We start from the raw sequence: 23327 nt of genomic DNA on the forward strand, positions 1-23327 counted from the left end.
AAAAGAAAACAGGCCTACTTAATGCGCACCCACCTCGCCGCCCCGTGGCGGTATCTTATGCTAGTTTGCTCACTCTGGTTCGGCATCTTCCTGCTGACCCGCCTGGTATTGCTGGTCACCCATCTTGATGAAGTACATGGCGACTACTTCTCATTATTCTTGAGTGGTGCCGTGTACGACCTGAGCTTCCTCACCTACGCTGCACTGCCGTTGGGGCTGTACCTGGCGATATGCCCGGCCGCACTGTGGCGCACGGCCTTACATCGCAGGCTGATGGGCGGCGCACTCATCGTCAGCCTGTTCGTGATGCTGTTCGTCGCCGTGGCCGAGTGGCTGTTCTGGGACGAATTCGGTGTGCGTTTCAACTTCATCGCCGTCGACTACCTGGTCTACTCCAAAGAAGTGCTGGACAATATACGCGAGTCGTACCCGCTACCGACCCTGCTGGGTAGCATTGCCTTGGTGGCCGTGCTGCTCGCACTGATTCTGCGCAAACCGCTCTCCCGTGCACTCGCTGCGCCCAGCGCCAACCTGCGCCAGCGCCTTGGCGGCCTTGCCCTGCTGGCAGTGCTGGGCGGGCTCAGCGTACTCCTGATCGACCAGCAGTTCCCCCGCGGGCAGGGCGGTAACGCCTATCAGCGCGAACTGGCAAGCAACGGCCCGTACCAGTTCTTTGCCGCGTTCCGGAACAACGAGCTGGACTACACCCAGTTCTACGCCAGCCTCAACGCCAGCGAAGTCGGAGCGCAGATGCATCAAGAGCTGGCCGAGCCCAACACGCAGTTCAAAGCCAGCGAACCTGAGGACATTCGCCGTCATATCAACGCCAGCGGCGCACCACGCAAGCCCAACATCATCCTGGTCACCATCGAGAGCTTCAGCGCCAAGTACATGGGCAGCAACGGCGACCCGCGCAACCTCACGCCCAACCTGGACGTACTGCGCACGCAGAGCCTGTACTTCAACAACTTCTATGCCACCGGTACCCGTACCGACCGGGGCCTGGAAGCCATCACACTGTCAATCCCCCCTACCCCCGGCCGCTCGATCGTCAAGCGCATCGGCCGCGAAAGCGGCTATGCCAGCCTTGGTCAGCAGTTGAAGGCTGTCGGCTATGACGCAGTGTTCGTCTATGGCGGGCGTGGCTACTTCGACAACATGAACGCCTTCTTCAGCGGCAACGGCTATCGCATCGTCGACCAGAGCAGCGTCCCCGAGAACGAAATCAGCTTCAAGAACGCCTGGGGCATGGCCGACGAGGACCTGTACCGGCAGACCCTCAGGCTGGCCGATGCCGGCCACGCCAGGCAGCAGCCATTCTTTCTGCAACTGATGACCACCTCCAACCACCGCCCCTACACCTACCCGGACGGCCGCATCGACATTCCTTCGGGCGATGGCCGCGAAGGTGCGGTGAAATACACTGACCATGCCATTGCGCAGTTCCTGCAGGAAGCCAAGGGCAAGCCATGGTTCGACAATACCCTGTTCGTGTTTGTCGCCGACCACACCGCCGGTAGCGCCGGGGTGGAAGACCTGCCGGTGCGCAATTACCAGATTCCGCTGTGGATCTATGCACCCAAGCTGATCGCCCCGCGCGAGGATGCGCAACTGGCAAGCCAGATCGACCTGGCACCCACCCTGCTCGGCCTGCTCAACCTGAGCTATACCTCGACCTTCTTCGGCCGCGACCTGCTGCGCGATAACCAGTTGCCACCCCGGGTACTGATCGGCAACTACCAGCATCTGGGGCTGTTCGACGGCAAGGACCTGGCGATCCTCAGCCCACGCGGCGGCATGCGGGTGCACCAGGATGCCCTGGGCAACAGCCGGGAAATGAGTGCAGACAGTGACAACCCGCTGATCCGCCGGGCGATTGCCTATTACCAAAGTGCTGCCAACGATTTCAGCAAGGGGTTGCTGGCCTGGAAGCCGCAGGAGGAAGGGGCGGTGGCCGAACAGTAGACCTGCAATCCGGCGATGGCACCGGCGTTGCCGGTGCTCACGGGCAAGCCCGTTCCTGCAGAAACAAGCAATTCCCTGTAGGAGCGGGTTCACCTGCGAACCGGGGCAAAGCCCCGGCCACACGCCTCAATTGGCTGGCCGAACCGCCCGCCACAATTTCCCCGCAACGCTTACCACCGCCAGCACCACAGCACCTGCGATGACTCCGGCCCCGCCGTTGAGCAACGCCCCGGTCAACGCCCCGCCACGCCCTTCGCTGAACGCCTCGATGGCATGATGCAGCGGCTCGATGCCATGCACCAGGATCCCACCCCCTACCAGGAACATCGCCGCAGTACCAATCACCGACAGGCTCTTCATCATGTAGGGCGCAGCCCGGAGGATGCCGTTGCCAACCAACTGAGCCAGACGCGAGGCCTTCGTGGTCATCCACAGCCCCAGGTCGTCGAGCTTGACGATGCCGCCGACCAGCCCGTATACCCCGATGGTCATGACAATGGCTATGCCCGAGAGCACGATGATCTGTTGCGGCAGCGGCGTATCCGCCACTATCCCCAAGGTAATGGCAATGATCTCGGCCGACAGGATGAAGTCGGTGCGCACCGCGCCCTTGATCTTGGCCTTCTCGAAGGCCACCAGGTCGACATTGGCGTCCGCCACGGCTTGCTGTCGAGCCTTGTGCTGCGCGTCGTCCTCATCCTTGCTGTGCAGGAACTTGTGCGCCAGCTTCTCGAAACCCTCGAAGCACAGGAACGCGCCACCCAGCATCAACAACGGCGTAACCGCCCACGGTATGAACGCACTGATCAGCAGCGCGGCCGGAACCAGGATCGCCTTGTTGACGAACGACCCCTTGGCCACCGCCCACACGACCGGAAGTTCGCGATCGGCGCGCACGCCGGTGACCTGCTGGGCATTCAGCGCCAGGTCATCACCCAGCACACCCGCTGTCTTTTTCGCCGCGACTTTGGTCATTAGCGAGACGTCATCCAGCAGCGTGGCGATGTCGTCGATCAGTACCAGTAGACTGCTTCCTGCCATGTTTGCTTGTATCCAAATAAGTCAATGTGCCGGATTCTAGCCCAAAGCCGCTGCCTTGAGCGCCCGTCGACCCCGGTGCTACCATGCCCGATCCCCCTTAGAGGTGGCCAGACACGAGGAAGATCCCTGACCATGAGCACCATTCGCGAGCGCAACAAGGAATTGATCCTGCGCGCGGCCAGCGAGGAATTCGCCGACAAGGGCTTCGCCGCCACCAAGACCAGCGATATCGCGGCCAAGGCCGGCCTGCCCAAGCCGAACGTGTACTACTACTTCAAGTCCAAGGACAACCTTTACCGCGAGGTCCTGGAAAGCATCATCGCGCCGATCATGCAGGCATCCACGCCGTTCAATGCAGACGGCGACCCGAAGGAAGTGCTGAGTGCGTACATTCGTTCGAAAATTCGCATTTCGCGTGACCTGCCCCATGCGTCCAAGGTGTTCGCCAGCGAGATCATGCATGGCGCGCCGCACCTGTCAGCAAACCAGGTAGAGCAGTTGAACGAGCAGGCCCGGCACAACATCGAGTGCATCCAGCGCTGGATCGACCGCGGGCAGATCGCCCATGTGGATGCGCACCACCTGATGTTCAGCATCTGGGCGGCGACCCAGACCTATGCCGACTTCGACTGGCAGATTTCTGCGGTGACCGGCAAGGCCAAGCTGGCCGACAGTGATTATGACGCGGCGGCCGAAACCATTATCCGCATGGTGCTCAAGGGTTGTGAGCCAGAGGTGGCCTGACATGGCCAATGGGGACCGCATTCCACTGGGGTCGCACGCCCCTGTGGGAGCAACTGTCTTGCTCAGTTTCTGAAAGCTGGCGCGATCCCTGTGGGAGCGGCCTTGCGTCGCGAAAGGGCTGCACAGCAGCCCCGGGGTTTCAGCGTCGATGCAAATAATGCCGGGGCCGCTTCGCGGCCCTTTCGCGACACAAGGCCGCTCCCACAGGCCGGTGTTCAGCCTCAGCCCAGCGCAGTGTCGAGAAACATCATCACCGCAAACCCGCCCATCAACCCTGGGTAATGGAGCTGGGTGCAGCGCTGGGCATCAAGGTCGAGCCGGCGCTGGAAGCCCTGAAAGTCGCCGTACACATCTAAAGCCTGGCGCAGTCCTTGTGGGGCCTTGTGTCGCGAATGGGCCGCAAAGCGGCCCCAGCTGACTTGAGCCTTACGCCGCTACCCCGGCATCTGCCCGCAACCCCACCTCCTCGATCGCACTGATCGCACACTGCTCGTCGATATCCGACGTATCGCCGCTGATCCCCACGGCACCCAGCACCTTGCCGTCCTGATCACGAATCAGCACCCCACCTGGCGCCGGCACCACCGGCCGCTCACCCATCCCGTTCAACGCGGCAAAAAAAGCCGGCCGCTGCTGCGCATCCAGCGCCAGCAAGCGCGACCCCTTGCCCAAGGCAATCGCACCCCAGGCTTTGCCAGTGGCCACTTCAGGCCGAATCAGGCTCGCGCCATCCTCACGCTGCAACGCCAGCAGGTGCCCGCCGGCATCCAGCACCGCAACGGTCAGTGGCGCGGCGTTGATCTTGCGGCCTGCCGCCAGTGCGGCGTTTACCAGGCTGACAGCGATTTTCAGGTTCAAGACGTTCATGGAAAGGTCCTCTTCTTGTTGTGAGAAGCCCTAAGGGCAGTTGAAAACCGATAGAGCAAATAGAACACAACGAGATGTATTTTTGTATACAATATTTTGAAACGATCGTATGCGATGGCGCAAATAGCCGTTTTCACGGCCGCTTTGACGAAAGCGAGCCCACCCGATGAAAACCCATTGACCTGAGCCGCCAGGCGTGAATACACTCTGTCGCAAAGCAAGTTGTATACAATTACAAAATCGATGAGGCACAAACCATGAGCAAAATGAGAGCAATCGATGCAGCCGTTCTGGTCATGCGCCGTGAAGGTGTAGATACCGCGTTCGGCATCCCGGGGGCTGCCATCAACCCGTTGTATTCGGCCCTGAAGAAAGTCGGTGGCATCGATCACGTCCTCGCTCGTCACGTCGAAGGTGCCTCGCACATGGCCGAGGGCTACACCCGCGCCAACCCGGGCAACATCGGTGTGTGCATCGGCACTTCCGGCCCTGCCGGCACCGACATGGTCACCGGCCTGTACAGCGCCTCGGCCGACTCCATCCCGATTCTGTGCATCACTGGCCAGGCGCCACGTGCCCGCCTGCACAAGGAAGACTTCCAGGCTGTCGACATCACCAACATCGTCAAGCCAGTGACCAAGTGGGCGACCACCGTTCTGGAGCCAGGCCAGGTGCCTTACGCCTTCCAGAAGGCCTTCTATGAAATGCGTACCGGCCGCCCAGGCCCGGTGCTGATCGACCTGCCGTTCGACGTGCAGATGGCCGAAATCGAATTCGACATCGATGCCTACGAACCACTGGCAGTCAACAAGCCATCCGCCACCCGCGTACAGGCCGAGAAAGCCCTGGCCCTGCTCAATGACGCCGAGCGCCCACTGCTGGTAGCCGGTGGCGGCATCATCAACGCCGACGCCAGCGACAAGCTGGTCGAATTCGCCGAACTGACCGGCGTACCCGTGATCCCGACCCTGATGGGCTGGGGCACCATCCCGGACGACCACGCCCAGATGGTCGGCATGGTTGGCCTGCAGACCTCGCACCGCTATGGCAACGCAACCCTGCTGAAGTCCGACCTGGTATTCGGTATCGGTAACCGCTGGGCCAACCGCCACACCGGTTCCGTCGATGTCTACACCGAAGGCCGCAAGTTCGTGCATGTCGATATCGAACCGACCCAGATCGGCCGCGTGTTCACCCCGGACCTGGGCATCGTTTCCGATGCTGGCAAGGCACTGGACGTGTTCCTGGAAGTGGCCCGCGAGTGGAAAGCGGCCGGCAAGCTCAAGTGCCGCAAGGCCTGGCTGGAAGAGTGCCAGGAGCGCAAGTCGAGCCTGCAGCGCAAGACCCACTTCGACAACGTGCCGGTCAAGCCGCAGCGCGTCTACGAAGAAATGAACCAGGTATTCGGCAAGGACACCTGCTACGTCAGCACCATCGGCCTGTCGCAGATTGCCGGCGCGCAGTTCCTGCATGTGTACAAGCCTCGCCACTGGATCAACTGCGGCCAGGCCGGCCCGCTGGGCTGGACCATCCCTGCTGCGCTGGGCGTGGTCAAAGCCGATCCGAAGCGCAAGGTTGTGGCGCTGTCCGGTGACTACGACTTCCAGTTCATGATCGAAGAACTGGCGGTGGGTGCACAGTTCAACCTGCCGTACGTGCACGTGCTGGTCAACAACGCCTACCTGGGCCTGATCCGCCAGGCGCAGCGTGGCTTCGACATGGATTACTGTGTACAACTGGCGTTCGAGAACATCAACTCGACCGACGCTGCCACCTACGGTGTCGACCACGTCGCCGTGGTCGAAGGCCTGGGTTGCAAGGCCATCCGTGTGTTCGAGCCAGCAGAAATCGCCCCTGCCCTGATCAAGGCACAGAAGATGGCCGAAGAGTTCCGCGTGCCGGTGGTGGTTGAAGTGATTCTCGAGCGTGTGACCAACATTTCCATGGGCACCGAGATCAACGCGGTCAACGAGTTCGAAGACCTGGCCCTGGTCGGCAACGACGCGCCAACCGCCATCTCGCTGCTGGACTGATCGCCTGACGCCCCCAGGCACGCTCTGGGGGCCTTCATCGCAAGGAGACAACTCATGCCTCGCTTCGCTGCCAACCTGTCCATGCTGTTCACCGAACAGGACTTCCTGGCCCGCTTCAAGGCTGCCGCCGATGCTGGTTTCAGCGGCGTCGAATACCTGTTCCCCTATGACTTCAGCGCAGCTGAAATCAAGCAGCAGCTGGAGGCCAACGGCCTGACCCAGGTGCTGTTCAACCTGCCGGCCGGCGACTGGGCCAAAGGTGAGCGCGGTATCACCTGCCACCCTGACCGCGTCGAGGAATTCCGCGCGGGTGTCGACAAGGCCATCGAATACGCCAAGGTGCTGGGCAACACCCAGGTCAACGCCCTGGCCGGCATCCGCCCACAAGGCCCGGACTGCGCTACCGTGCGCAAGACCTTCGTCGAGAACCTGCGCTACGCCGCTGACAAGCTCAAGGGCGCCGGTATTCGCCTGGTCATGGAAATGATCAACACCCGCGACATCCCAGGCTTCTACCTGAACACCACCCAGCAGGCCCTGGAAATCCAGGCCGAGGTGGGCAGCGACAACCTGTTCCTGCAATACGACATCTACCACATGCAGATCATGGAAGGTGACCTGGCTCGCACCATGGAAGCCAACCTGAAACTGATCAACCACATCCAGCTGGCCGACAACCCCGGCCGCAATGAACCAGGCACCGGCGAGATCAACTACCGCTTCCTGTTCGAACACCTGGACCGCATTGGCTACCAGGGCTGGGTGGGCGCGGAGTACAAGCCCAAGACTACTACCGAAGCAGGCCTGGGCTGGCTGAAAACCCACAACGCAATCTAAGGCTGATCGAGGTCCTGTGACACATGCCTGACCCTGTAGGAGCGGGTTCACCCGCGAATGCGACGTTGGCTTCACTGCCGCTTTCGCGGGTAAGCCCGCTCCCACAGAATTCTGTGTCCAACAACGGGCCTGTGCAGCCTGCTCCATCGAGATTCAACAAATACAACGAGGTAATCTCTCATGGCTAAAATCGGTTTCATCGGCACCGGCATCATGGGCAAGCCCATGGCCCAGAACCTGCAAAAAGCAGGTCACAGCATCTTCGTTTCCACCCACCACGACGCCGCGCCAGCCGACCTGATCGCCGCCGGTGCCGTGGCCCTGGCCAACCCGAAAGAAGTTGCCCAGGAAGCCGAATTCATCATCGTCATGGTTCCCGACACCCCGCAGGTCGAAAGCGTCCTGTTCGGTGAAAACGGCGTGGCCGAAGGTGTTGGCCCGAACAAGGTGGTGATCGACATGAGCTCGATCTCCCCTACCGCTACCAAAGCCTTCGCCGAAAAAATCAAGGCTACCGGTGCCGCCTACCTGGACGCCCCAGTGTCCGGTGGTGAAGTCGGCGCCAAGGCCGCGACCCTGAGCATCATGGTCGGTGGCTGCCCGAACGCCTTCGAGCGCACCCTGCCGCTGTTCGAAGCCATGGGCAAGAACATTACCCGGGTCGGTGGCAACGGTGACGGCCAGACCGCCAAGGTCGCCAACCAGATCATTGTCGCCCTGAACATCCAGGCCGTGGCCGAAGCCCTGCTGTTCGCCGCCAAGAACGGCGCCGACCCTGCCAAGGTGCGTGAAGCACTGATGGGCGGCTTTGCTTCGTCGAAAATCCTCGAAGTGCACGCCGAGCGCATGATCAAGGGCACCTTCGACCCAGGCTTCCGCATCAACCTGCACCAGAAGGACCTGAACCTGGCCCTGCAAGGCGCCAAGGAACTGGGCATCAACCTGCCCAACACCTCCAATGCCCAGCAAGTGTTCAACACCTGCCAGGCACTGGGTGGCGGCAACTGGGACCACTCGGCGCTGATCAAAGGCCTGGAGCACATGGCCAACTTCTCGATCCGCGACGACAAATAAGTCGTTTTTAGCCTTCACTGGCCTCTTCGCGGGTAAACCCGCTCCTACCAAAGACCGCACAATCGCTCAGAGCTGTGCATGTAGGAGCGGGGCTTGTCCGCGAAGAAGCCAACGCCGTTGAACCTGCGACCACAGGCCCAATGGTGGCATCGAGCAACACCCGCCCCTGGTTCGGCCTGCACGGAGGCAGTTCCAGGGGCGTTTTTGATTCTGCAGAACAACAATAATTGGGAGCCTGCCATGTCGGTCGATCCGCAAAAACTTCTCCGCGAACTGTTCGACACAGCCATCGCCGCCGCCCACCCCCGTCAAGTCCTCGAACCCTACCTGCCCGCCGATCGCAGCGGCCGGGTTATCGTCATCGGCGCCGGCAAGGCCGCAGCTGCCATGGCCGAAGTGGTCGAGAAAAGCTGGCAGGGCGAAGTCTCCGGCCTGGTCGTGACCCGTTACGGCCACGGCGCCAACTGCCAGAAGATCGAGGTGGTCGAAGCCGCCCACCCGGTCCCGGACGCTGCCGGCCTGGCTGTGGCCAAGCGCGTGCTGGAACTGGTCAGCAACCTCAACGAAGAAGACCGCGTCATCTTCCTGCTGTCTGGCGGTGGCTCGGCGCTGCTGGCCCTGCCTGCCGAAGGCCTGACCCTGGCCGACAAGCAGCAGATCAACAAGGCACTGCTGAAATCCGGCGCCACCATCGGCGAGATGAACTGTGTGCGCAAGCACCTCTCGGCGATCAAGGGCGGGCGCCTGGCCAAGGCCTGCTGGCCGGCCACGGTCTACACCTATGCCATTTCCGATGTACCGGGCGACCTCGCCACGGTCATCGCTTCCGGCCCCACCGTGGCCGACCCGAGCACCTCGGCCGACGCCCTGGCCATCCTCAAACGCTACAACATCGAAGCGCCCAAAGCGGTCATCGACTGGCTGAACAACCCGGCCTCGGAAACCGTCAAGGCCGATGATCCGGCCCTGGCCCGCAGCCACTTCCAGTTGATCGCCAAACCCCAGCAGTCGCTCGAGGCCGCCGCGGTCAAAGCCCGTCAGGCCGGTTTCAGCCCGCTGATCCTCGGCGACCTGGAAGGTGAATCGCGCGAAGTGGCCAAGGTGCATGCCGGTATCGCCCGGCAAATCGTTCAGCACGGCCAGCCGCTCAAAGCGCCCTGCGTGATCCTGTCGGGTGGCGAAACCACCGTGACCGTGCGCGGCAATGGCCGTGGCGGGCGCAACGCCGAGTTCCTGCTCAGCCTCACCGAAAGCCTGAAAGGCCTGCCGGGCGTGTACGCCCTGGCCGGTGACACCGACGGCATCGATGGCTCGGAAGAAAACGCCGGCGCCTTCATGACCCCGGCCAGCTACGCCAGCGCCGAAGCCTTGGGCCTGTCGGCCAGCGACGAGCTGGACAACAACAACGGCTACGGCTACTTCGCCGCGCTGGAGGCGCTGATCGTCACCGAACCGACCCGCACCAACGTCAACGACTTCCGCGCCATCCTGATCCTCGAGACTGCCCAATCATGACGCCTGATAAAAAAGTTAAGATCCTCGCCACCCTTGGCCCTGCGATAAACGGCATCGACGATATCCGCCAGCTGGTCGAAGCCGGGGTGAACATCTTTCGCCTCAACTTCAGCCATGGCGAGCATGCCGACCACGCCCTGCGCTACCAGTGGATCCGCGAAGTCGAGCAGCAACTGAACTACCCGCTGGGCATCCTCATGGACCTGCAAGGGCCGAAGCTGCGCGTTGGCCGCTTCGCCGAAGGCAAAGTGCAGTTGCAACGCGGGCAGGCCCTGCGCCTGGACCTGGACAAAACCCCGGGCGACAGCCGCCGGGTCAACCTGCCGCACCCCGAAATCATCGCCGCCCTCGAGCCCGGCATGGACCTGCTGCTGGACGACGGCAAACTGCGCCTGCGCGTGACCGCCAAGCACAGCGACGCGATTGACACCGAGGTGCTGAACGGTGGCGAGCTTTCCGACCGTAAGGGCGTCAACGTACCGCAAGCGGTGCTCGACCTCTCCCCGCTCACCGAAAAAGACCGCCGCGACCTGGCCTTTGGCCTGGAGCTGGGTGTGGACTGGGTCGCCCTGTCGTTCGTGCAGCGCCCTGAGGACATCGTCGAAGCGCGCCAGCTGATTGGCGACCGCGCCTACCTGATGGCCAAGATCGAGAAACCATCGGCCGTCGAGCAACTGCAAGCCATCGCCGAGCTGGCAGACGCGATCATGGTGGCCCGTGGTGACCTGGGCGTGGAAGTACCGGCCGAGAGCGTGCCGCAGATCCAGAAGCGCATCATCGGCACCTGCCGCCAGCTGGGCAAACCCGTGGTGGTGGCCACGCAGATGCTCGAGTCGATGCGTTTCTCGCCAGCGCCAACCCGTGCCGAAGTCACCGACGTGGCCAACGCGGTGGCCGAAGGTGCCGATGCAGTGATGCTGTCGGCCGAAACCGCCTCGGGTGATTACCCGCTGGAAGCCGTGCAGATGATGAGCAAGATCATCCGCCAGGTTGAGAACGGCCCGGACTACCAGGCCCAGCTCGACGTCGGCCGGCCAAAGGCCGAGGCCACCGTGTCGGACGCCATCAGCTGCGCGATCCGCCGCATCAGCGGCATCCTGCCAGTGGCGGTGCTGGTCAACTACAGCGAGTCGGGTGCCTCGACCCTGCGCGCGGCACGCGAGCGGCCACGGGCACCGATCCTCAACCTGACGCCGAACCTGAACACCGCACGCCGCCTCAGCGTGGCTTGGGGTGTGCATTCGGTGGTCAACGACCGCCTGCGTCAGGTGGACGAGGTGGTTTCCACTGCCCTGGAGATTGCCCAGGCGCAAGGCATGGCCAACCGTGGCGACACGCTGCTGATCACCGCTGGCGTGCCTTTCGGCAAGCCGGGTACGACTAACACGCTGCGGATCGAGACTTTGATCTGAGATTGCCGGGGGCGCGTTGCGCCCCTTTCGCGACACAAGGCCGCTCCCACAGGGCCACGCTGGCACAAGGGAATGCAATCCCTGTGGGAGCGGCCTTGTGTCGCGATTGGAGGGCAAAGCCCTCCCCGAATACCGCTCTACCCGACCGCGGAAAACCGAGGCCCAAAGAGGCCCACCGCTCCCCCATCAACCTCACTGACTGCCCCATGTACACCAAAAATTTCGTCAACCCGTGCCCCGACTGGGCCACGGCGTTACTCAACGGCTTCAGCCAGGTGCTGCTGCTGCGCAACCCCCTGTGCGGCCTGTGCTGCCTGCTGGCCATCTTGCTGACCGCACCCAACCTGGTCGGCGGCGCGCTGCTTGGCGCCCTGGCCGGCCTGCTCACCGCCCAGGCACGCGGCTATGACCGTGCCGATCGCCAGGCCGGGCTTTACTGCTACAACGGCGTACTGATCGGCATTCTGATCAGCGCCGTACTGCCCTGGTCGGCCATCCTTCCACCACTGATCATCGCCGCCGGCGGCCTGTCCAGCATCATCACCCACCAGTGGCGCAAGCGAGGCGGCAAGTTGCTGGTCGCCTATACCGCGCCATTCGTGCTGCTGGGCTGGGGCACACTGCTAGTCGTCAGCCCCTCGCCCAGCGGCTTCGTCGAAGCTGACCCGCTGTACGCGTTGGCCCGCGGCGTGGGCCAGATCTTCCTGCTCGACCAGCCCTTGGCCGGGTTGCTGATCATCGTCGGCATGTTCATCGCCAATCCCTATGCGGCGCTGTGGGCGGTGATCGGCTCGGCCATTGGCGGCGGGGTGGCGTTGCTCGCCGACCAGGCACAGGGAGCGTGGCTGGGTTTGTATGGCTTCAATGGCGCACTGGCGGCACTGGCCTTCAGCAGGCAAGGTGAAAAACCTTGGGTAACGCTGCTGGCGATAGCGTTGGCCCTGCTGTTGCAACCGCTGTTCAAGCTGCTGCCAGTGCCTGGCCTGACCGCCCCCTTCGTTGCCGCCTGCTGGCTGATGCACTTGGGCAGTCACCTGGCGCAACCCAGGCAGCGCAACGCCAGCCGCTTGCACGGCTGATACGCAACCCCTAGGCTCAGCCCATCGCTTTTGTGGAACGAGCCAATGAACAACCCAGCGAGCCTGCGCGAGCGGCTCTTCGTCATCGTCTTCCAGACCGACACCGTAGCCGGTCGCCGCTTCGACAAGATCCTGTTGCTGATCATCCTGGCCAGCCTGGTCACGGTGATCCTCGACAGCATCGACGAGGTGCACCAAGGCTACGCCGGCCTGCTGGCCGGCATCGAGTGGGGCTTTACCGCGATCTTCCTGGCCGAATACATCACCCGCCTGTACTGCTCGCCCAAGCCGCTGCGCTATGCCTTCAGTTTCTACGGCCTGGTCGATTTACTGGCGATCGTGCCGGGGATCCTCGCGCTGTACTACAGCGACGCCCAGTACCTGCTCATCATCCGGGTCATCCGGATGCTGCGGATCTTCCGTGTACTCAAGCTCAGCCCGTACCTCAAGCAGGCCCATTACCTGATGGAGGCGCTACGCGGCAGCAAGCAGAAGATCATCGTGTTCCTGGTGACGGTATCGACGCTGGTGACAGTGTTCGGCACGCTGATGTACGTGATCGAAGGGCCTGAGCATGGTTTTACCAGCATCCCCAAAGGCATCTACTGGGCCATCGTTACCCTGACCACCGTGGGCTTTGGCGACATCGTGCCGAAGACCCCGCTGGGGCAGGTGCTGTCGTCGCTGGTGATGATTACCGGTTACTCGATCATTGCCGTGCCGACCGGCATCTTCACCGCCGAGCTGGCCAATGCCATGCGAGGGGAGCAGCTGCAGCATGATTGCCCGACCTGCCACAAGAAGACCCACGAGCATGGGGCGGCGTTCTGTTCTCGCTGTGGGAATGGGTTGTTTCCCAAAGCGTGACAGCGCCTGCGCCGGCCTCTTCGCGGGTGAGCCCGCCCCTACAACAGGCCCGGACCGTGCGCGGTCCCTGTAGGAGCGGGTTCACCCGCGAAGAGGCCGGCACAGGCAGAAGCATAACCAAAGCATTTTTTGTTCTTTAACCCGTATAAACCCACCCGCTATAGTCGCTGGCAATCTGCCCCAACACCCTTCAAGAACAAGGAAGCAACGTGAAAAAACTCTTCACCGCCTCGCTGCTCGCCGCAGGCCTGGCCCTGGGCAACCTCGCCCAGGCCGCCCCCACCCTGCTCAACGTTTCCTACGACGTGATGCGCGACTTCTACAAGGACTACAACCCGGCCTTCCAGAAGCACTGGGAAGCCGAGCACAACGAGAAGGTCAACGTGCAGATGTCCTTCGGCGGCTCGAGCAAGCAGGCCCGTGCAGTGATCGATGGCCTGCCGGCCGATGTCATCACCATGAACATGGCCACCGACATCAACGCCCTGGCCGACAATGGCAAGCTGGTGCCCGACAACTGGGTAACCCGCCTGCCGAACAACAGCGCGCCGTTCACCTCGGCCACTGTGTTCATCGTGCGCAAGGGCAACCCGAAAGCCCTCAAAGACTGGCCCGACCTGCTCAAGGACGGTGTCCAGGTGATCGTGCCCAACCCGAAAACCTCGGGTAATGGCCGCTATACCTACCTGTCGGCCTGGGGCTACGTACTCAAGCAAGGCGGCGATGAAAGCAAAGCCCGCGACTTCGTCGGCAAGCTGTTCAAACAGGCACCCGTGCTGGACACCGGTGGCCGTGCCGCCACCACCACGTTCATGACCAACCAGATCGGTGACGTGCTGGTCACCTTCGAGAACGAAGCCGAGATGATCGCCCGCGAGTTCGGCCGCGACCAGTTCGAAGTGGTCTACCCAAGCGTATCGGCCGAAGCCGAGCCACCGGTGACGGTGGTCGACAAGGTGGTGGCCAGAAAAGGCACCCAGGCCGTGGCCGAGGAATACCTGAAGTACCTGTGGTCACCCGCAGCCCAGGAGATCGCCGCCAACAACTACCTGCGCCCGCGTGATGCGACGGTACTGGCCAAGTACACCGACCGCTTCCCGAAAGTGGACTTCCTGTCGGTGGAGAAAACCTTCGGTGACTGGCGTACCGTGCAGAAGACCCACTTCAATGATGGTGGGGTGTTTGACCAGATCTATACCAACCAATAGCCGTAAGGGGGCATCTGGCCTAATGCCAGTCAGTTAAGACAGACTCATTGACCTTTAGCCTGTAGGCCGCAAAATCCGACGCTTGGAAACGAGCATCGGATTTTTTATGCGCCTGTCAAAAGCCCTCTCTCTGAAACACCACATTAGAGATTAAAGCGCGGCTATTGAGCAAAACCGTCAAAGGAAAGGTCGTGAGCAGTGCTTAGACGCTGGCCTGAACCTGTGCACCAGGCAACACCCCGGGGGCGGCGGCAACTACATGCAATGCCTGGTCCACGGGAAACGCGTCAACGGCAACAAAGTCCATGCGCCATTCGCCTTCGCTGCGCGTGAAACAGCCACGAAGTGCCGGATACTTCCTCACGACAAACCGCACGGCCTCACGCAGATGATGAGCACAAAGATGCTCCTGCGGTATCAGGACTTCGCCGACATAACGCTGTTCCAGATGCAAGGCCGCACGCTGATCATACAATTGCCCCAATAGTAGGCGCAAGCCACCTCTCCAAATTTAAAGCAGCACAAATCCAGACCCGGAACTATTCAACTGAACAGTTCCGGCCGAGCATTATTTGACTAAATCAAGAAGAAACTTGCTGTTCGGCAGAAACTGTCGAATACCTTCGAAAGTTCACAAACACCAACAGTGCGATGACCACGAGTACCCCCACGGTGGCCATCATTACCGAGGACACCGCTTGGTCGAACGCCAATCGCGCATTCACAGCGATTTCCTGCCCCAGCGGGGCGGGCATTTGCGCGGCAGCGGCCAGCGCGCTGTCGATCCCGTCCTGCAGGCGCGCCGCGTCGGCGGCCTGCTCGGGCACGACCAGCGAGCGGCTGTACACCACCGACATCAGGCTACCCATGAAGGCGATGCCCAACCCTCCTCCCAGCTCGTAGGAAATTTCCTCGGCCGAAGCGGCCATCCCCGCTCGCTCCGGCGGCGCGCTGGCCATGATGGTGGTGGACGCCCCGGTCATACTCGCCCCTACGCAAGCACCCATGACGAACAGCAGCAGCAGTTGCAGGGCGACCGACTGGCTGAAACTGTACATGAACAGGCCAATGGCACCGGCGTAGATCAACAGTGCGAGCACCAGGAACCGATCACAACGAACCTTGGGCAGCAACCAGCCGCTTAACGGACCGGCCACGATCGCTCCCACGGAAAGGGGCAGGAAATAAAGGCCGGTCTCGAGCGGGGATAGCCCGACAACCAGTTGCAGGCGCTGGCTCAGTACCAGGTTGATGCCCATCAGGCAGCCGGCCGCGGCCAGGCTGGCGATGACCGCAGAGGAGAACGCGGGGCTGCGGAAAATCTGCAGGTCGATCAACGGAAAACCACGCTTGCGCTGCCCGCGCACGAACATCCAGCCGAAGCCCGCGCAGATGGCCAACGCCCCCAGCGCCGCCACCAGCGAGGGCTCGGGCTTGGCGAATTCCTTGATCAGGTACGCCAGGCTGATGAGCCCTACCATCGCCTGAAGGGAGCCAAGCAAGTCCCATGGCCCGGCGTTGGCCTGTTGCGTGTTCCTGATCAGCAGCAAGGACAACACCAGGGCCACCAGCACGATGGGCACGTTGATCAGAAACACGGAACCCCACCAGAAATGCTCGAGCAGCGCCCCCCCTATCAGCGGACCAATCGCTGCACCACCTGAAGCCACGGCCGTCCAGACGCCGATGGCAAAACCACGCTCACGCTCATCCTCGAAGGTCAGGCTGATGATCGCCAGCGTGGCCGGCATCATGGCCGCCGCACCGACGCCCAGCGCGCCCCTAGCCAGGATTAGCAGCACGGAAGATGGCGCGAATGCAGCCAGAAGCGACGCCGCACCGAACAGCACAAGGCCGATCACGAACAATCGCTGGTGGCCGATGCGATCACCGAAGGTGCCAGCACCCAGCAACAGGCCGGCGACGACCAGAGGATACATGTTGATGATCCACAGCTTTTCGGAGGTAGATGCCCCGAGCGCATGGGTAAGTGTGGGCAAGGCGATGTAAAGGACCGTCATGTCGATCGCAACCAATAGCAAGGCGAAGGACAGGACGGCCAATACGAGCCATCGCTGGTAAGTGTTGAACATTGGCATTCTCCCTGCCTTGATCAAGCCGATCACTGATTGTCGGCGCCGCATCCAAATAGGAACTCGGACCCTAGTAGACGGCCAACTTCATTGCAAATATTAAAAATTGTCAAAACAATTAATCCCCACACAATGAGTATAAATAAATCATATCCGTAAGATAAATCCTACATTAACGGATGAATAATGACGTATTTAAAATAGAACTTCATCACCTTGAGTGCTCCTCCACGCCCGCATCCGAAAAATTGGCGGACTCGCCAGCCGCTCGGCGAACACCAGCGCCGGGGCATGCAAGGACAACTCTTCGATAAGGAACTGCAGCCCGATGCCTGGGTCGTTGGCACAGGCCAGTAAGGTGCCGAACAACTGGTAACCCGCCTGCCGGACAACAGCGTGCCGTTCACCTCGGCTCCTACAAGGGATGCGCAGCCTCGCCCACGCGCTACTGCGCATCGACATGGCCGTCACCTTCATCGAGCTGCTGGGGCGCATCTGGGGCTTCTCGGTGGTCGATTTCGCCCTGAGCAACAGCCTGGGCCAGGCGATCAGCAACTCGCTGTCGAGCATTGGCTTGATCCTGCTGGTCACCTGGCTGCTGTGGGTGGTACTCGATACGGCCATCCAGGAAGCACTCAAGCCCCCCGTCGGCCGCCGCAGCGCGCGTCAGCCGAGCACCCGGGTGCGGACCATCCTGCCGATGCTGCACAATGCGATCAAAGTGGTCCTGATCGTCATCTACACCATCACCACCATGGCCAACCTGGGCACCAACGTCACGCCGTTCCTGGCCGGTGCCGGGGTGATCAGCCTGGCCATCGGCTTCGGCTCGCAGCAGCTGGTGCACGATGTGATTACCGGGTTGTTCATCCTCATCGAGGATTCCATTTCCATCGGCGACTGGGTAGTGCTCGATTCCGGCCATACCGGTACAGTCGAAAGCCTGACGATCCGTAGCGGCTGCGCGATGGCAAAGGCTTCGTGCACTCGGTGCCGTTTGGCCAGATCAAGGCGGTTACCAACCAGTCGCGGCAGTTCGCCTATGCGTTCTTCTCGGTGCAGTTCACTTACGACAGTGATGTGGATGCGTCACTCGCGCTGATCCATGAGGTGGGCAAGTCGATCAGCGAAGACCCGCTGCTGCGCATCAACCTGCAAGGGCCGTTACAGGTATCCGGGGTGGACCGCTTTGCCCAGGTGTACCCGCTGCCGCTGCAGGCCCTGGGGGCTTGAATTCGCCTGCACCGGCCCTTTCGCGGGCTCGCCCGCGAAGCTTCCAGCAAGGGCAGCATCAAACCTGACGGAATACCAAGGCCTTCAGCCCGCCAGCCGGGTCAACGTCCGGAAACTCCGGCGGGTTTTCCAGGCGTTCGACATAAGCCAGCGAAGGCGCCTGCTCTGCCATGCCTTCAATCAGGAATTCCGGCCCGATGCCCGGATCGTTGACACACGCCAGCACCGTTCCCCCGCATTCAACAACTCCGGCAAACGCCGCAGGATCTTTGCGTAATCCTGGGTCAGCACAAAGCTGCCACGCTGGAAGGTTGGCGGGTCGATGATGATCAGGTCATAAGGCCCGTACTTGCGCACCTTGCCCCACGACTTGAACAGTTCATGCCCCAGGTACGCCACCCGTGATGCATCGTGGCCATTGAGGCGATGGTTGTCCCGGCCCCGCGACAGGGCCGACTTGGCCATGTCCAGGTTCACCACCTGCTCAGCGCCACCGGCAATCGCTGCCACGGAAAAGCCGCAGGTATAAGCGAACAGGTTCAGCACGCGCTTGCCCGCCGCCTGCTCGCGCACCCAACGGCGGCCATAGCGCATGTCGAGGAACAGGCCATTGTTTTGCCGCACGCCCAAGTCCAGCAGGTAGGTCAGGCCGTCCTCGATCATTTCGCGTTGCTGGCACGGCTCGCCCAGCAGCCACTGGCCCGGGCTGTCGGGCAGGTAGCGGTGCTGGATGATGACCGCCTGCCCCGTCCACTGCGGACGCGCGGCCAAGCTGCGCAGCATGGCTTCCAGTTCGGCGAGCTGGCCTTCGGGCGGCTCACGGAACAAGGCGACCGACAACACGCCCTGCAGCCAGTCGACGGTGACCTGCTCCAGGCCCTGCCAGCAGCGGCCGCGGCCGTGAAACAGGCGGCGGGTTTCCTGTGGGGCAGGGTCGAGGGCGGCAAGCAGGTGTTGCTCAAGGGTGTCGATGGGCGAGGTCATGGCGGATCGCAGGCTGGCAAAAAGCGGCATTCTACCTTGCGGGCCTCTTCGCGGGTAAACCCGCGCCTACAGGATGCCGCGCCGAGCGGAACCACCACCCCTGCTGCATCCCCGCCGCCGCCAGCAGGATCAACCCCACCCCCAGCCACTGCAGCGGCGCCAGGCGGTGCCCGAACGCCACCCAGTCCACCAGAATTGCCGCAATCGGGTAAATGAACGACAGCGCACCGGTCAAGGCCGTGGGCAAACGCTGGATGGCGCTGTACAACAGCACATACATCAGGCCGGTGTGCACCATGCCCAGTGTCAACAAGCTGGCCAACGCCGGCACTTCAACCGGCAACCCACCAAGCGTGACCCATGGCGCCAGCAGCAACACACCCGTGGTTACCTGAATCAACGCAATCAGGTGCGGGGGCGTGCCACTCAGGCGCTTGATGATCAAGGCCGCGATTGCATACAGAAACGCCGCCCCAAGCGCCAGGGCAATCCCCAGCAGATAGTCCTCGCCATTACTTTGCCCAGCGCCATGGGCACTGACGATGGCCAGCATGCCGAGGAACGCCACACTCAGCCAGGTCACCTTGGCCAAGGTGATCTTTTCGCCCAGAAACAGCGCCGCCAGCCCCACCAGCATGAACGGCTGCACGTTGTACACCGCCGTGCCGATGGCAATCGACGCCCGGGCGTATGAAGCGAACAACAGCAGCCAGTTGCCGACAATGGCCACCCCGCTGGCTATCGCCAGCAAAAATGCCGTGCGGCTGATCACGCCCGGGTGCAGAAAGCCAAACGCGGCGCAAATCGCCAGCAAGGTCACGGCACCGAACACGCAGCGCCAGAACACCACATCCAGCACCGGCTGGCCGGACACCAGCACGAACCAGCCAATGGTCCCGGAAATCAGCATGGCAGCGACCATTTCCAGCGAGCCACGGCGCAATGAACTGTCCATCTCAAACCTCCCGTTGATGATGGCCACAGTATGCAAAGGCGGCAGCCTGGCCATCCAGCGGATAACCAAGGCAATTTCGCCAACCTGCCTTTACTATCAAGGCAAACAACACGAATCACCTGATGAGGTGGGTATGACCGATGCCATCGACCAATTATTGATCAATGCACTGATGGAGGACTCGCGCCGCTCGCTCAAGGCGCTGGCGCAGGTCAGCGGGCTGTCCGCACCCAGCGTCAGCGAGCGCCTGCGCCGGCTGGAAGAGCGTGGCGTGCTGCGCGGCTATACCGTGGAGGTCGACCCGCGCGCCTTTGGCTACCAGTTGCAGGCGATCGTGCGCATCCGTCCGCTACCGGGGAAGCTGCAGGAGGTGGAGCGCCAGATCATTGCCATCCCTGAGTTCACCGAATGCGACAAGGTCATTGGCGAAGACTGCTTCGTCGCCCGACTGCATGTGCGCTCGATGGAGCAGCTGGACACCCTGCTCGACCTCATGAATGTGCTGGCTGAGACCAATACCGCGATCATCAAGAAGACCCCGGTCAAGCGGCGGTTGCCGCCAATGGATTGATTGTCTCCTGTGCTGGCCTCTTCGCAGGCGTGCCCGCGAAGAGGCCAGCACAGGAAAAGCTGACTATTTTTGTACACAAAAACGTAACCATAGGTGCCATTTTTGTGTGCACTTTCTTCAGTAGCGCCCCAATTCGTTACACACTTTCCACCCTCTATTTTGACCAAATGATCAACTAATCAATCTTTCAAAAAATATAACTTGTTCATTTGGTCAACTTATATTCTCTGTATTTCATTAACTTACCTTTGAAAAAGATAAGTTCGAAATGATCACCTATTGAAACCTGCTCTTCCCTTGGCATGGAACTCGCTTTTGTGTGTTCGTGTTTTGTATACAACTTAAACAAAACATAGATACACAAGAATCCGCGACGCCGACCCAATGTCAGCCGCCGCGCCCACAACCCTGTGATGCCAACGCTGCACCGACGAGATGGCGAGCCCGTGCGCATGCCCGCTCATCGCAGTCCATGTGCATCAGGAGCCCGCCGGAATGAGTAGCAGCCTCGACCTTGCCCCTGAACAATCCGTCGCCAGCACACACCCCGCGTCCACGCTTGCCGGCCACCAGCCGGACCTTGTTCTCAGCCCGCGCCTGCATAACCGCGACCTGGCGCCCACGCGTATGGAAGGCCGTCGCTGGGGCGGCTACAGCATCTTCGCGCTGTGGACCAACGATGTGCACAATATCGCCAACTATTCGTTCGCCATGGGCTTGTTCGCCCTCGGCCTGGGCGGCTGGCAAATTCTGCTGTCGCTGGCCATCGGCGCGGCACTGGTGTACTTCTTCATGAACCTGTCGGGTTACATGGGCAGAAAACCGGGGTACCGTTCCCGGTCATCAGCCGCATTGCCTTCGGCATCCACGGCGCGCAGATCCCGGCGCTGATACGTGCCATCATCGCCATCGCCTGGTTCGGCATCCAGACCTACCTGGCATCGGTGGTGCTGCGGGTGCTGCTCACCGCCGTGTGGCCGCAACTGGCAGCCTACGACCACGACAGCATCCTCGGCCTGTCGAGCCTGGGCTGGGTGTGTTTCGTGTCGATCTGGCTGGTGCAGCTGGTGATCCTGGCCTACGGCATGGAGATGGTGCGCCGTTACGAGGCCTTTGCCGGGCCTGTGATCCTGCTGACCGTCGCCGCCCTGGCGGTGTTCATGTACTTCAAGGCCGACGCGCGCATTGCCTGGTCGGTGGCTACCCCGCTGACCGGCTACGAGATGTGGCGCAACATCTTTGCCGGCGGCGCACTGTGGCTGGCGATCTACGGCACCCTGGTGCTGAACTTCTGTGACTTCGCCCGCTCCTCGCCTTGCCGCAAGACCATCCGCGTCGGCAACTTCTGGGGCCTGCCGGTGAACATCCTGGTGTTCGCCGTGATCACCGTGGTGCTGTGCGGCGCGCAATTCCAGATCAACGGCCACATCATCGACAGCCCTACGCAGATCGTCGCCGCCATACCCAGCACGCCATTCCTGGTGCTCGGCTGCCTGGCCTTCCTGATCGTCACCGTGGCGGTGAACATCATGGCCAACTTCGTCGCCCCGGCCTTCGTACTCAGCAACCTGGCACCGCGCCACCTGAACTTCCGCCGTGCCGGGCTGATCAGTGCCACCCTGGCGGTGCTGATCCTGCCCTGGAACCTGTACAACAGCCCGCTGGTGATCGTGTACTTCCTGTCGGGCCTGGGCGCCCTGCTCGGCCCGCTGTACGGCGTGATCATGTCCGACTACTGGTTGCTGCGCAAAGGCTGCATCAACGTGCCAGAGCTGTATACCGAGCACCCGGCCGGTGCCTATCACTACAGCAAGGGCATCAACCTGCGCGCCGTGGCCGCCTTCGTGCCGGCCGCACTGCTGGCCATCGTGCTGGCCCTGGTGCCCAACTTCCAGGGTATCGCGCCGTTCTCCTGGCTGATCGGTGCCGGCATCGCCGCCGCCCTGTACCTGCTGATCGCGCCACGTAACCGCCACTACCACGACGTCAGCGGCGAGTGCATCGCCGTCGACCACAGCGGCCATTAATCAAGGAGGACTGCCCATGCGTATTCTGATCGCCAACGTCAACACCACCGAAGCCATTACCCAGGCCATTGCCGAGCAGGCCCGTGCGGTGGCCGCACCGGTACCGAAATCGTCGGCCTCACGCCCTGGTTCGGCGCCGAATCGGTGGAGGGCAACTTCGAGAGCTACCTGGCGGCCATCGCGGTGATGGACCGGGTCCTGGCCTTTGAAGGGCCCTACGATGCCGTGATCCAGGCCGGTTATGGCGAACATGGCCGCGAAGGCCTGCAGGAACTGCTCAACGTGCCTGTGGTGGACATTACTGACGCCGCCGCCAGCACGGCAATGTACCTGGGCCACGCCTATTCCGTAGTAACCACGCTTGACCGCACCGTGCCATTGATCGAGGACCGCCTGAAGCTCTCGGGCCTGTATGACCGCTGCGCCTCGGTGCGAGCCAGCGGGCTGGCGGTGCTGGAACTGGAAGCCGACCCGCTGCGGGCCGTGGAGGCGATTGTCGAGCAGGCCGAACGCGCCGTGCGTGACGACAAGGCCGAGGTGATTTGCCTGGGTTGTGGCGGCATGGCCGGGCTGGACGAGCAGATTCGCCAACGCACCGGCGTGCCGGTGGTGGATGGTGTGAGTGCAGCGGTGACCATTGCCGAATCGCTGGTGCGCATGGGTTTGAGCACGTCCAAAGTGCGCACCTATGCGACGCCACGGGCGAAGAAAGTGGTGGGCTGGCCGATGCGCTTCGGCCGCTAGACATCCTTCGCCTGTACCGGCCTCTTCGCGGCTAAAGCCGCTCCTACCGGACCAGCGCAAGCCTGAATACCGTGGGGT

Annotated in this window: 17 protein-coding genes and 5 pseudogenes; 14 read left to right on the plus strand and 8 right to left on the minus strand. The window is 62.0% G+C overall.

What is annotated here, in order from left to right:
* Nucleotides 1-57 precede the first annotated feature (57 nt).
* A complete protein-coding gene (locus AB5975_01150; protein XDR20608.1) occupies nt 58-1965 on the plus strand; it encodes an LTA synthase family protein in 1908 nt (635 codons plus the stop codon).
* A gap of 126 nt (nt 1966-2091) precedes the next feature.
* On the opposite strand, the gene AB5975_01155 is transcribed toward AB5975_01150, so the two are convergent.
* A complete protein-coding gene (locus AB5975_01155) occupies nt 2092-3006 on the minus strand; it encodes a DUF808 domain-containing protein (protein XDR20609.1) in 915 nt (304 codons plus the stop codon).
* A gap of 132 nt (nt 3007-3138) precedes the next feature.
* Between AB5975_01155 and AB5975_01160 the strand changes: the two genes are divergently transcribed.
* On the plus strand, nt 3139-3750 hold the full coding sequence (locus tag AB5975_01160) for a TetR/AcrR family transcriptional regulator (protein XDR20610.1): 612 nt from the start codon (nt 3139-3141) through the stop codon (nt 3748-3750).
* A 221-nt stretch (nt 3751-3971) separates the two neighbouring features.
* On the opposite strand, the gene AB5975_01165 is transcribed toward AB5975_01160, so the two are convergent.
* Together AB5975_01165 and AB5975_01170 are read right to left on the minus strand one after the other, a co-directional pair.
* Nucleotides 3972-4100: a hypothetical protein gene (locus tag AB5975_01165; protein ID XDR20611.1), complete on the minus strand. Its 129-nt coding sequence runs from the start codon at nt 4098-4100 to the stop codon at nt 3972-3974.
* Between the two features lie 76 nt (nt 4101-4176).
* Nucleotides 4177-4617, minus strand: coding sequence for a heme-binding protein (locus AB5975_01170; protein XDR20612.1), 441 nt, complete (start codon nt 4615-4617; stop codon nt 4177-4179).
* A 257-nt stretch (nt 4618-4874) separates the two neighbouring features.
* Here AB5975_01170 and gcl point away from each other — a divergent pair, with 257 nt between their 5' ends.
* The 8 genes from gcl (at nt 4875) to AB5975_01210 (ending at nt 14642) form a co-directional block, all read left to right on the plus strand.
* The gene (gcl, locus tag AB5975_01175) at nt 4875-6650 is read left to right on the plus strand and encodes a glyoxylate carboligase (GenBank protein ID XDR20613.1); all 1776 of its coding nucleotides are present in this window, start codon (nt 4875-4877) and stop codon (nt 6648-6650) included.
* A 54-nt stretch (nt 6651-6704) separates the two neighbouring features.
* The gene (gene hyi / locus AB5975_01180; protein ID XDR20614.1) at nt 6705-7487 is read left to right on the plus strand and encodes a hydroxypyruvate isomerase; all 783 of its coding nucleotides are present in this window, start codon (nt 6705-6707) and stop codon (nt 7485-7487) included.
* A gap of 180 nt (nt 7488-7667) precedes the next feature.
* A complete protein-coding gene (locus tag AB5975_01185; protein ID XDR20615.1) occupies nt 7668-8561 on the plus strand; it encodes a 2-hydroxy-3-oxopropionate reductase in 894 nt (297 codons plus the stop codon).
* 240 nt (nt 8562-8801) lie between these two features.
* Nucleotides 8802-10076, plus strand: coding sequence for a glycerate kinase (locus AB5975_01190; protein ID XDR20616.1), 1275 nt, complete (start codon nt 8802-8804; stop codon nt 10074-10076).
* Nucleotides 10073-11488, plus strand: a complete 1416-nt coding sequence (pyk, locus tag AB5975_01195) for a pyruvate kinase (protein XDR20617.1) — start codon at nt 10073-10075, stop codon at nt 11486-11488. Before AB5975_01190 ends, pyk begins: the two co-directional genes overlap by 4 nt.
* 206 nt (nt 11489-11694) lie before the next feature.
* Entirely contained in the window at nt 11695-12567 is an 873-nt protein-coding gene (locus AB5975_01200; protein XDR20618.1) for an urea transporter, read from the plus strand.
* Nucleotides 12568-12612: 45 nt separating this feature from the next.
* Nucleotides 12613-13434: an ion transporter gene (locus AB5975_01205; GenBank protein ID XDR20619.1), complete on the plus strand. Its 822-nt coding sequence runs from the start codon at nt 12613-12615 to the stop codon at nt 13432-13434.
* 209 nt (nt 13435-13643) lie between these two features.
* A complete protein-coding gene (locus AB5975_01210) occupies nt 13644-14642 on the plus strand; it encodes a sulfate ABC transporter substrate-binding protein (protein XDR20620.1) in 999 nt (332 codons plus the stop codon).
* A 202-nt stretch (nt 14643-14844) separates the two neighbouring features.
* Here the strand turns inward: AB5975_01210 and AB5975_01215 are convergent, their stop codons facing one another.
* From AB5975_01215 to AB5975_01225, 3 genes and pseudogenes are all read right to left on the minus strand, one after another.
* Entirely contained in the window at nt 14845-15138 is a 294-nt protein-coding gene (locus AB5975_01215; protein ID XDR20621.1) for a hypothetical protein, read from the minus strand.
* Between the two features lie 85 nt (nt 15139-15223).
* Nucleotides 15224-16735, minus strand: coding sequence for an MFS transporter (locus AB5975_01220; GenBank protein ID XDR20622.1), 1512 nt, complete (start codon nt 16733-16735; stop codon nt 15224-15226).
* A gap of 195 nt (nt 16736-16930) precedes the next feature.
* Nucleotides 16931-17098 (minus strand): annotated as a pseudogene (locus AB5975_01225) (class I SAM-dependent methyltransferase).
* Nucleotides 17099-17165: 67 nt separating this feature from the next.
* Between AB5975_01225 and AB5975_01230 the strand changes: the two are divergent.
* Nucleotides 17166-17968: pseudogene (locus AB5975_01230) on the plus strand (mechanosensitive ion channel family protein).
* 58 nt (nt 17969-18026) lie between these two features.
* On the opposite strand, the pseudogene AB5975_01235 reads toward AB5975_01230, so the two are convergent.
* Together AB5975_01235 and AB5975_01240 are read right to left on the minus strand one after the other, a co-directional pair.
* Nucleotides 18027-18982: pseudogene (locus tag AB5975_01235) on the minus strand (class I SAM-dependent methyltransferase).
* Between the two features lies 1 nt (nt 18983).
* Nucleotides 18984-19907 carry a DMT family transporter gene (locus AB5975_01240; protein XDR20623.1) on the minus strand — a complete coding sequence of 308 codons (924 nt, stop codon included), beginning with the start codon at nt 19905-19907 and terminating at the stop codon, nt 18984-18986.
* Nucleotides 19908-20040: 133 nt separating this feature from the next.
* Between AB5975_01240 and AB5975_01245 the strand changes: the two genes are divergently transcribed.
* The 3 genes and pseudogenes from AB5975_01245 to AB5975_01255 all read left to right on the plus strand — a co-directional run bounded on the left by AB5975_01245 (nt 20041) and on the right by AB5975_01255 (nt 23249).
* Nucleotides 20041-20478: an Lrp/AsnC family transcriptional regulator gene (locus AB5975_01245; GenBank protein XDR20624.1), complete on the plus strand. Its 438-nt coding sequence runs from the start codon at nt 20041-20043 to the stop codon at nt 20476-20478.
* A gap of 495 nt (nt 20479-20973) precedes the next feature.
* Nucleotides 20974-22505: pseudogene (locus AB5975_01250) on the plus strand (NCS1 family nucleobase:cation symporter-1).
* 16 nt (nt 22506-22521) lie between these two features.
* A pseudogene (locus tag AB5975_01255) lies at nt 22522-23249 on the plus strand (aspartate/glutamate racemase family protein).
* The last annotated feature ends 78 nt before the right edge of the window (nt 23250-23327 follow it).

It is taken from the genome of Pseudomonas putida (assembly GCA_041071465.1).
Taxonomy (GTDB): Bacteria; Pseudomonadota; Gammaproteobacteria; order Pseudomonadales; family Pseudomonadaceae; genus Aquipseudomonas; species Aquipseudomonas putida_P.

Bases quoted from the DNA above. Each gene is read 5' to 3' on its own strand.
- AB5975_01150 (XDR20608.1), top strand. From the start codon at position 58: ATGCTAGTTTGCTCACTCTGGTTCGGCATCTTCCTGCTGACCCGCCTG.
- AB5975_01155 (XDR20609.1), bottom strand. From the start codon at position 3,006: ATGGCAGGAAGCAGTCTACTGGTACTGATCGACGACATCGCCACGCTG.
- AB5975_01160 (XDR20610.1), top strand. From the start codon at position 3,139: ATGAGCACCATTCGCGAGCGCAACAAGGAATTGATCCTGCGCGCGGCC.
- AB5975_01170 (XDR20612.1), bottom strand. From the start codon at position 4,617: ATGAACGTCTTGAACCTGAAAATCGCTGTCAGCCTGGTAAACGCCGCA.
- gcl (XDR20613.1), top strand. From the start codon at position 4,875: ATGAGCAAAATGAGAGCAATCGATGCAGCCGTTCTGGTCATGCGCCGT.
- hyi (XDR20614.1), top strand. From the start codon at position 6,705: ATGCCTCGCTTCGCTGCCAACCTGTCCATGCTGTTCACCGAACAGGAC.
- AB5975_01185 (XDR20615.1), top strand. From the start codon at position 7,668: ATGGCTAAAATCGGTTTCATCGGCACCGGCATCATGGGCAAGCCCATG.
- AB5975_01190 (XDR20616.1), top strand. From the start codon at position 8,802: ATGTCGGTCGATCCGCAAAAACTTCTCCGCGAACTGTTCGACACAGCC.
- pyk (XDR20617.1), top strand. From the start codon at position 10,073: ATGACGCCTGATAAAAAAGTTAAGATCCTCGCCACCCTTGGCCCTGCG.
- AB5975_01200 (XDR20618.1), top strand. From the start codon at position 11,695: ATGTACACCAAAAATTTCGTCAACCCGTGCCCCGACTGGGCCACGGCG.
- AB5975_01205 (XDR20619.1), top strand. From the start codon at position 12,613: ATGAACAACCCAGCGAGCCTGCGCGAGCGGCTCTTCGTCATCGTCTTC.
- AB5975_01220 (XDR20622.1), bottom strand. From the start codon at position 16,735: ATGTTCAACACTTACCAGCGATGGCTCGTATTGGCCGTCCTGTCCTTC.
- AB5975_01240 (XDR20623.1), bottom strand. From the start codon at position 19,907: ATGGACAGTTCATTGCGCCGTGGCTCGCTGGAAATGGTCGCTGCCATG.
- AB5975_01245 (XDR20624.1), top strand. From the start codon at position 20,041: ATGACCGATGCCATCGACCAATTATTGATCAATGCACTGATGGAGGAC.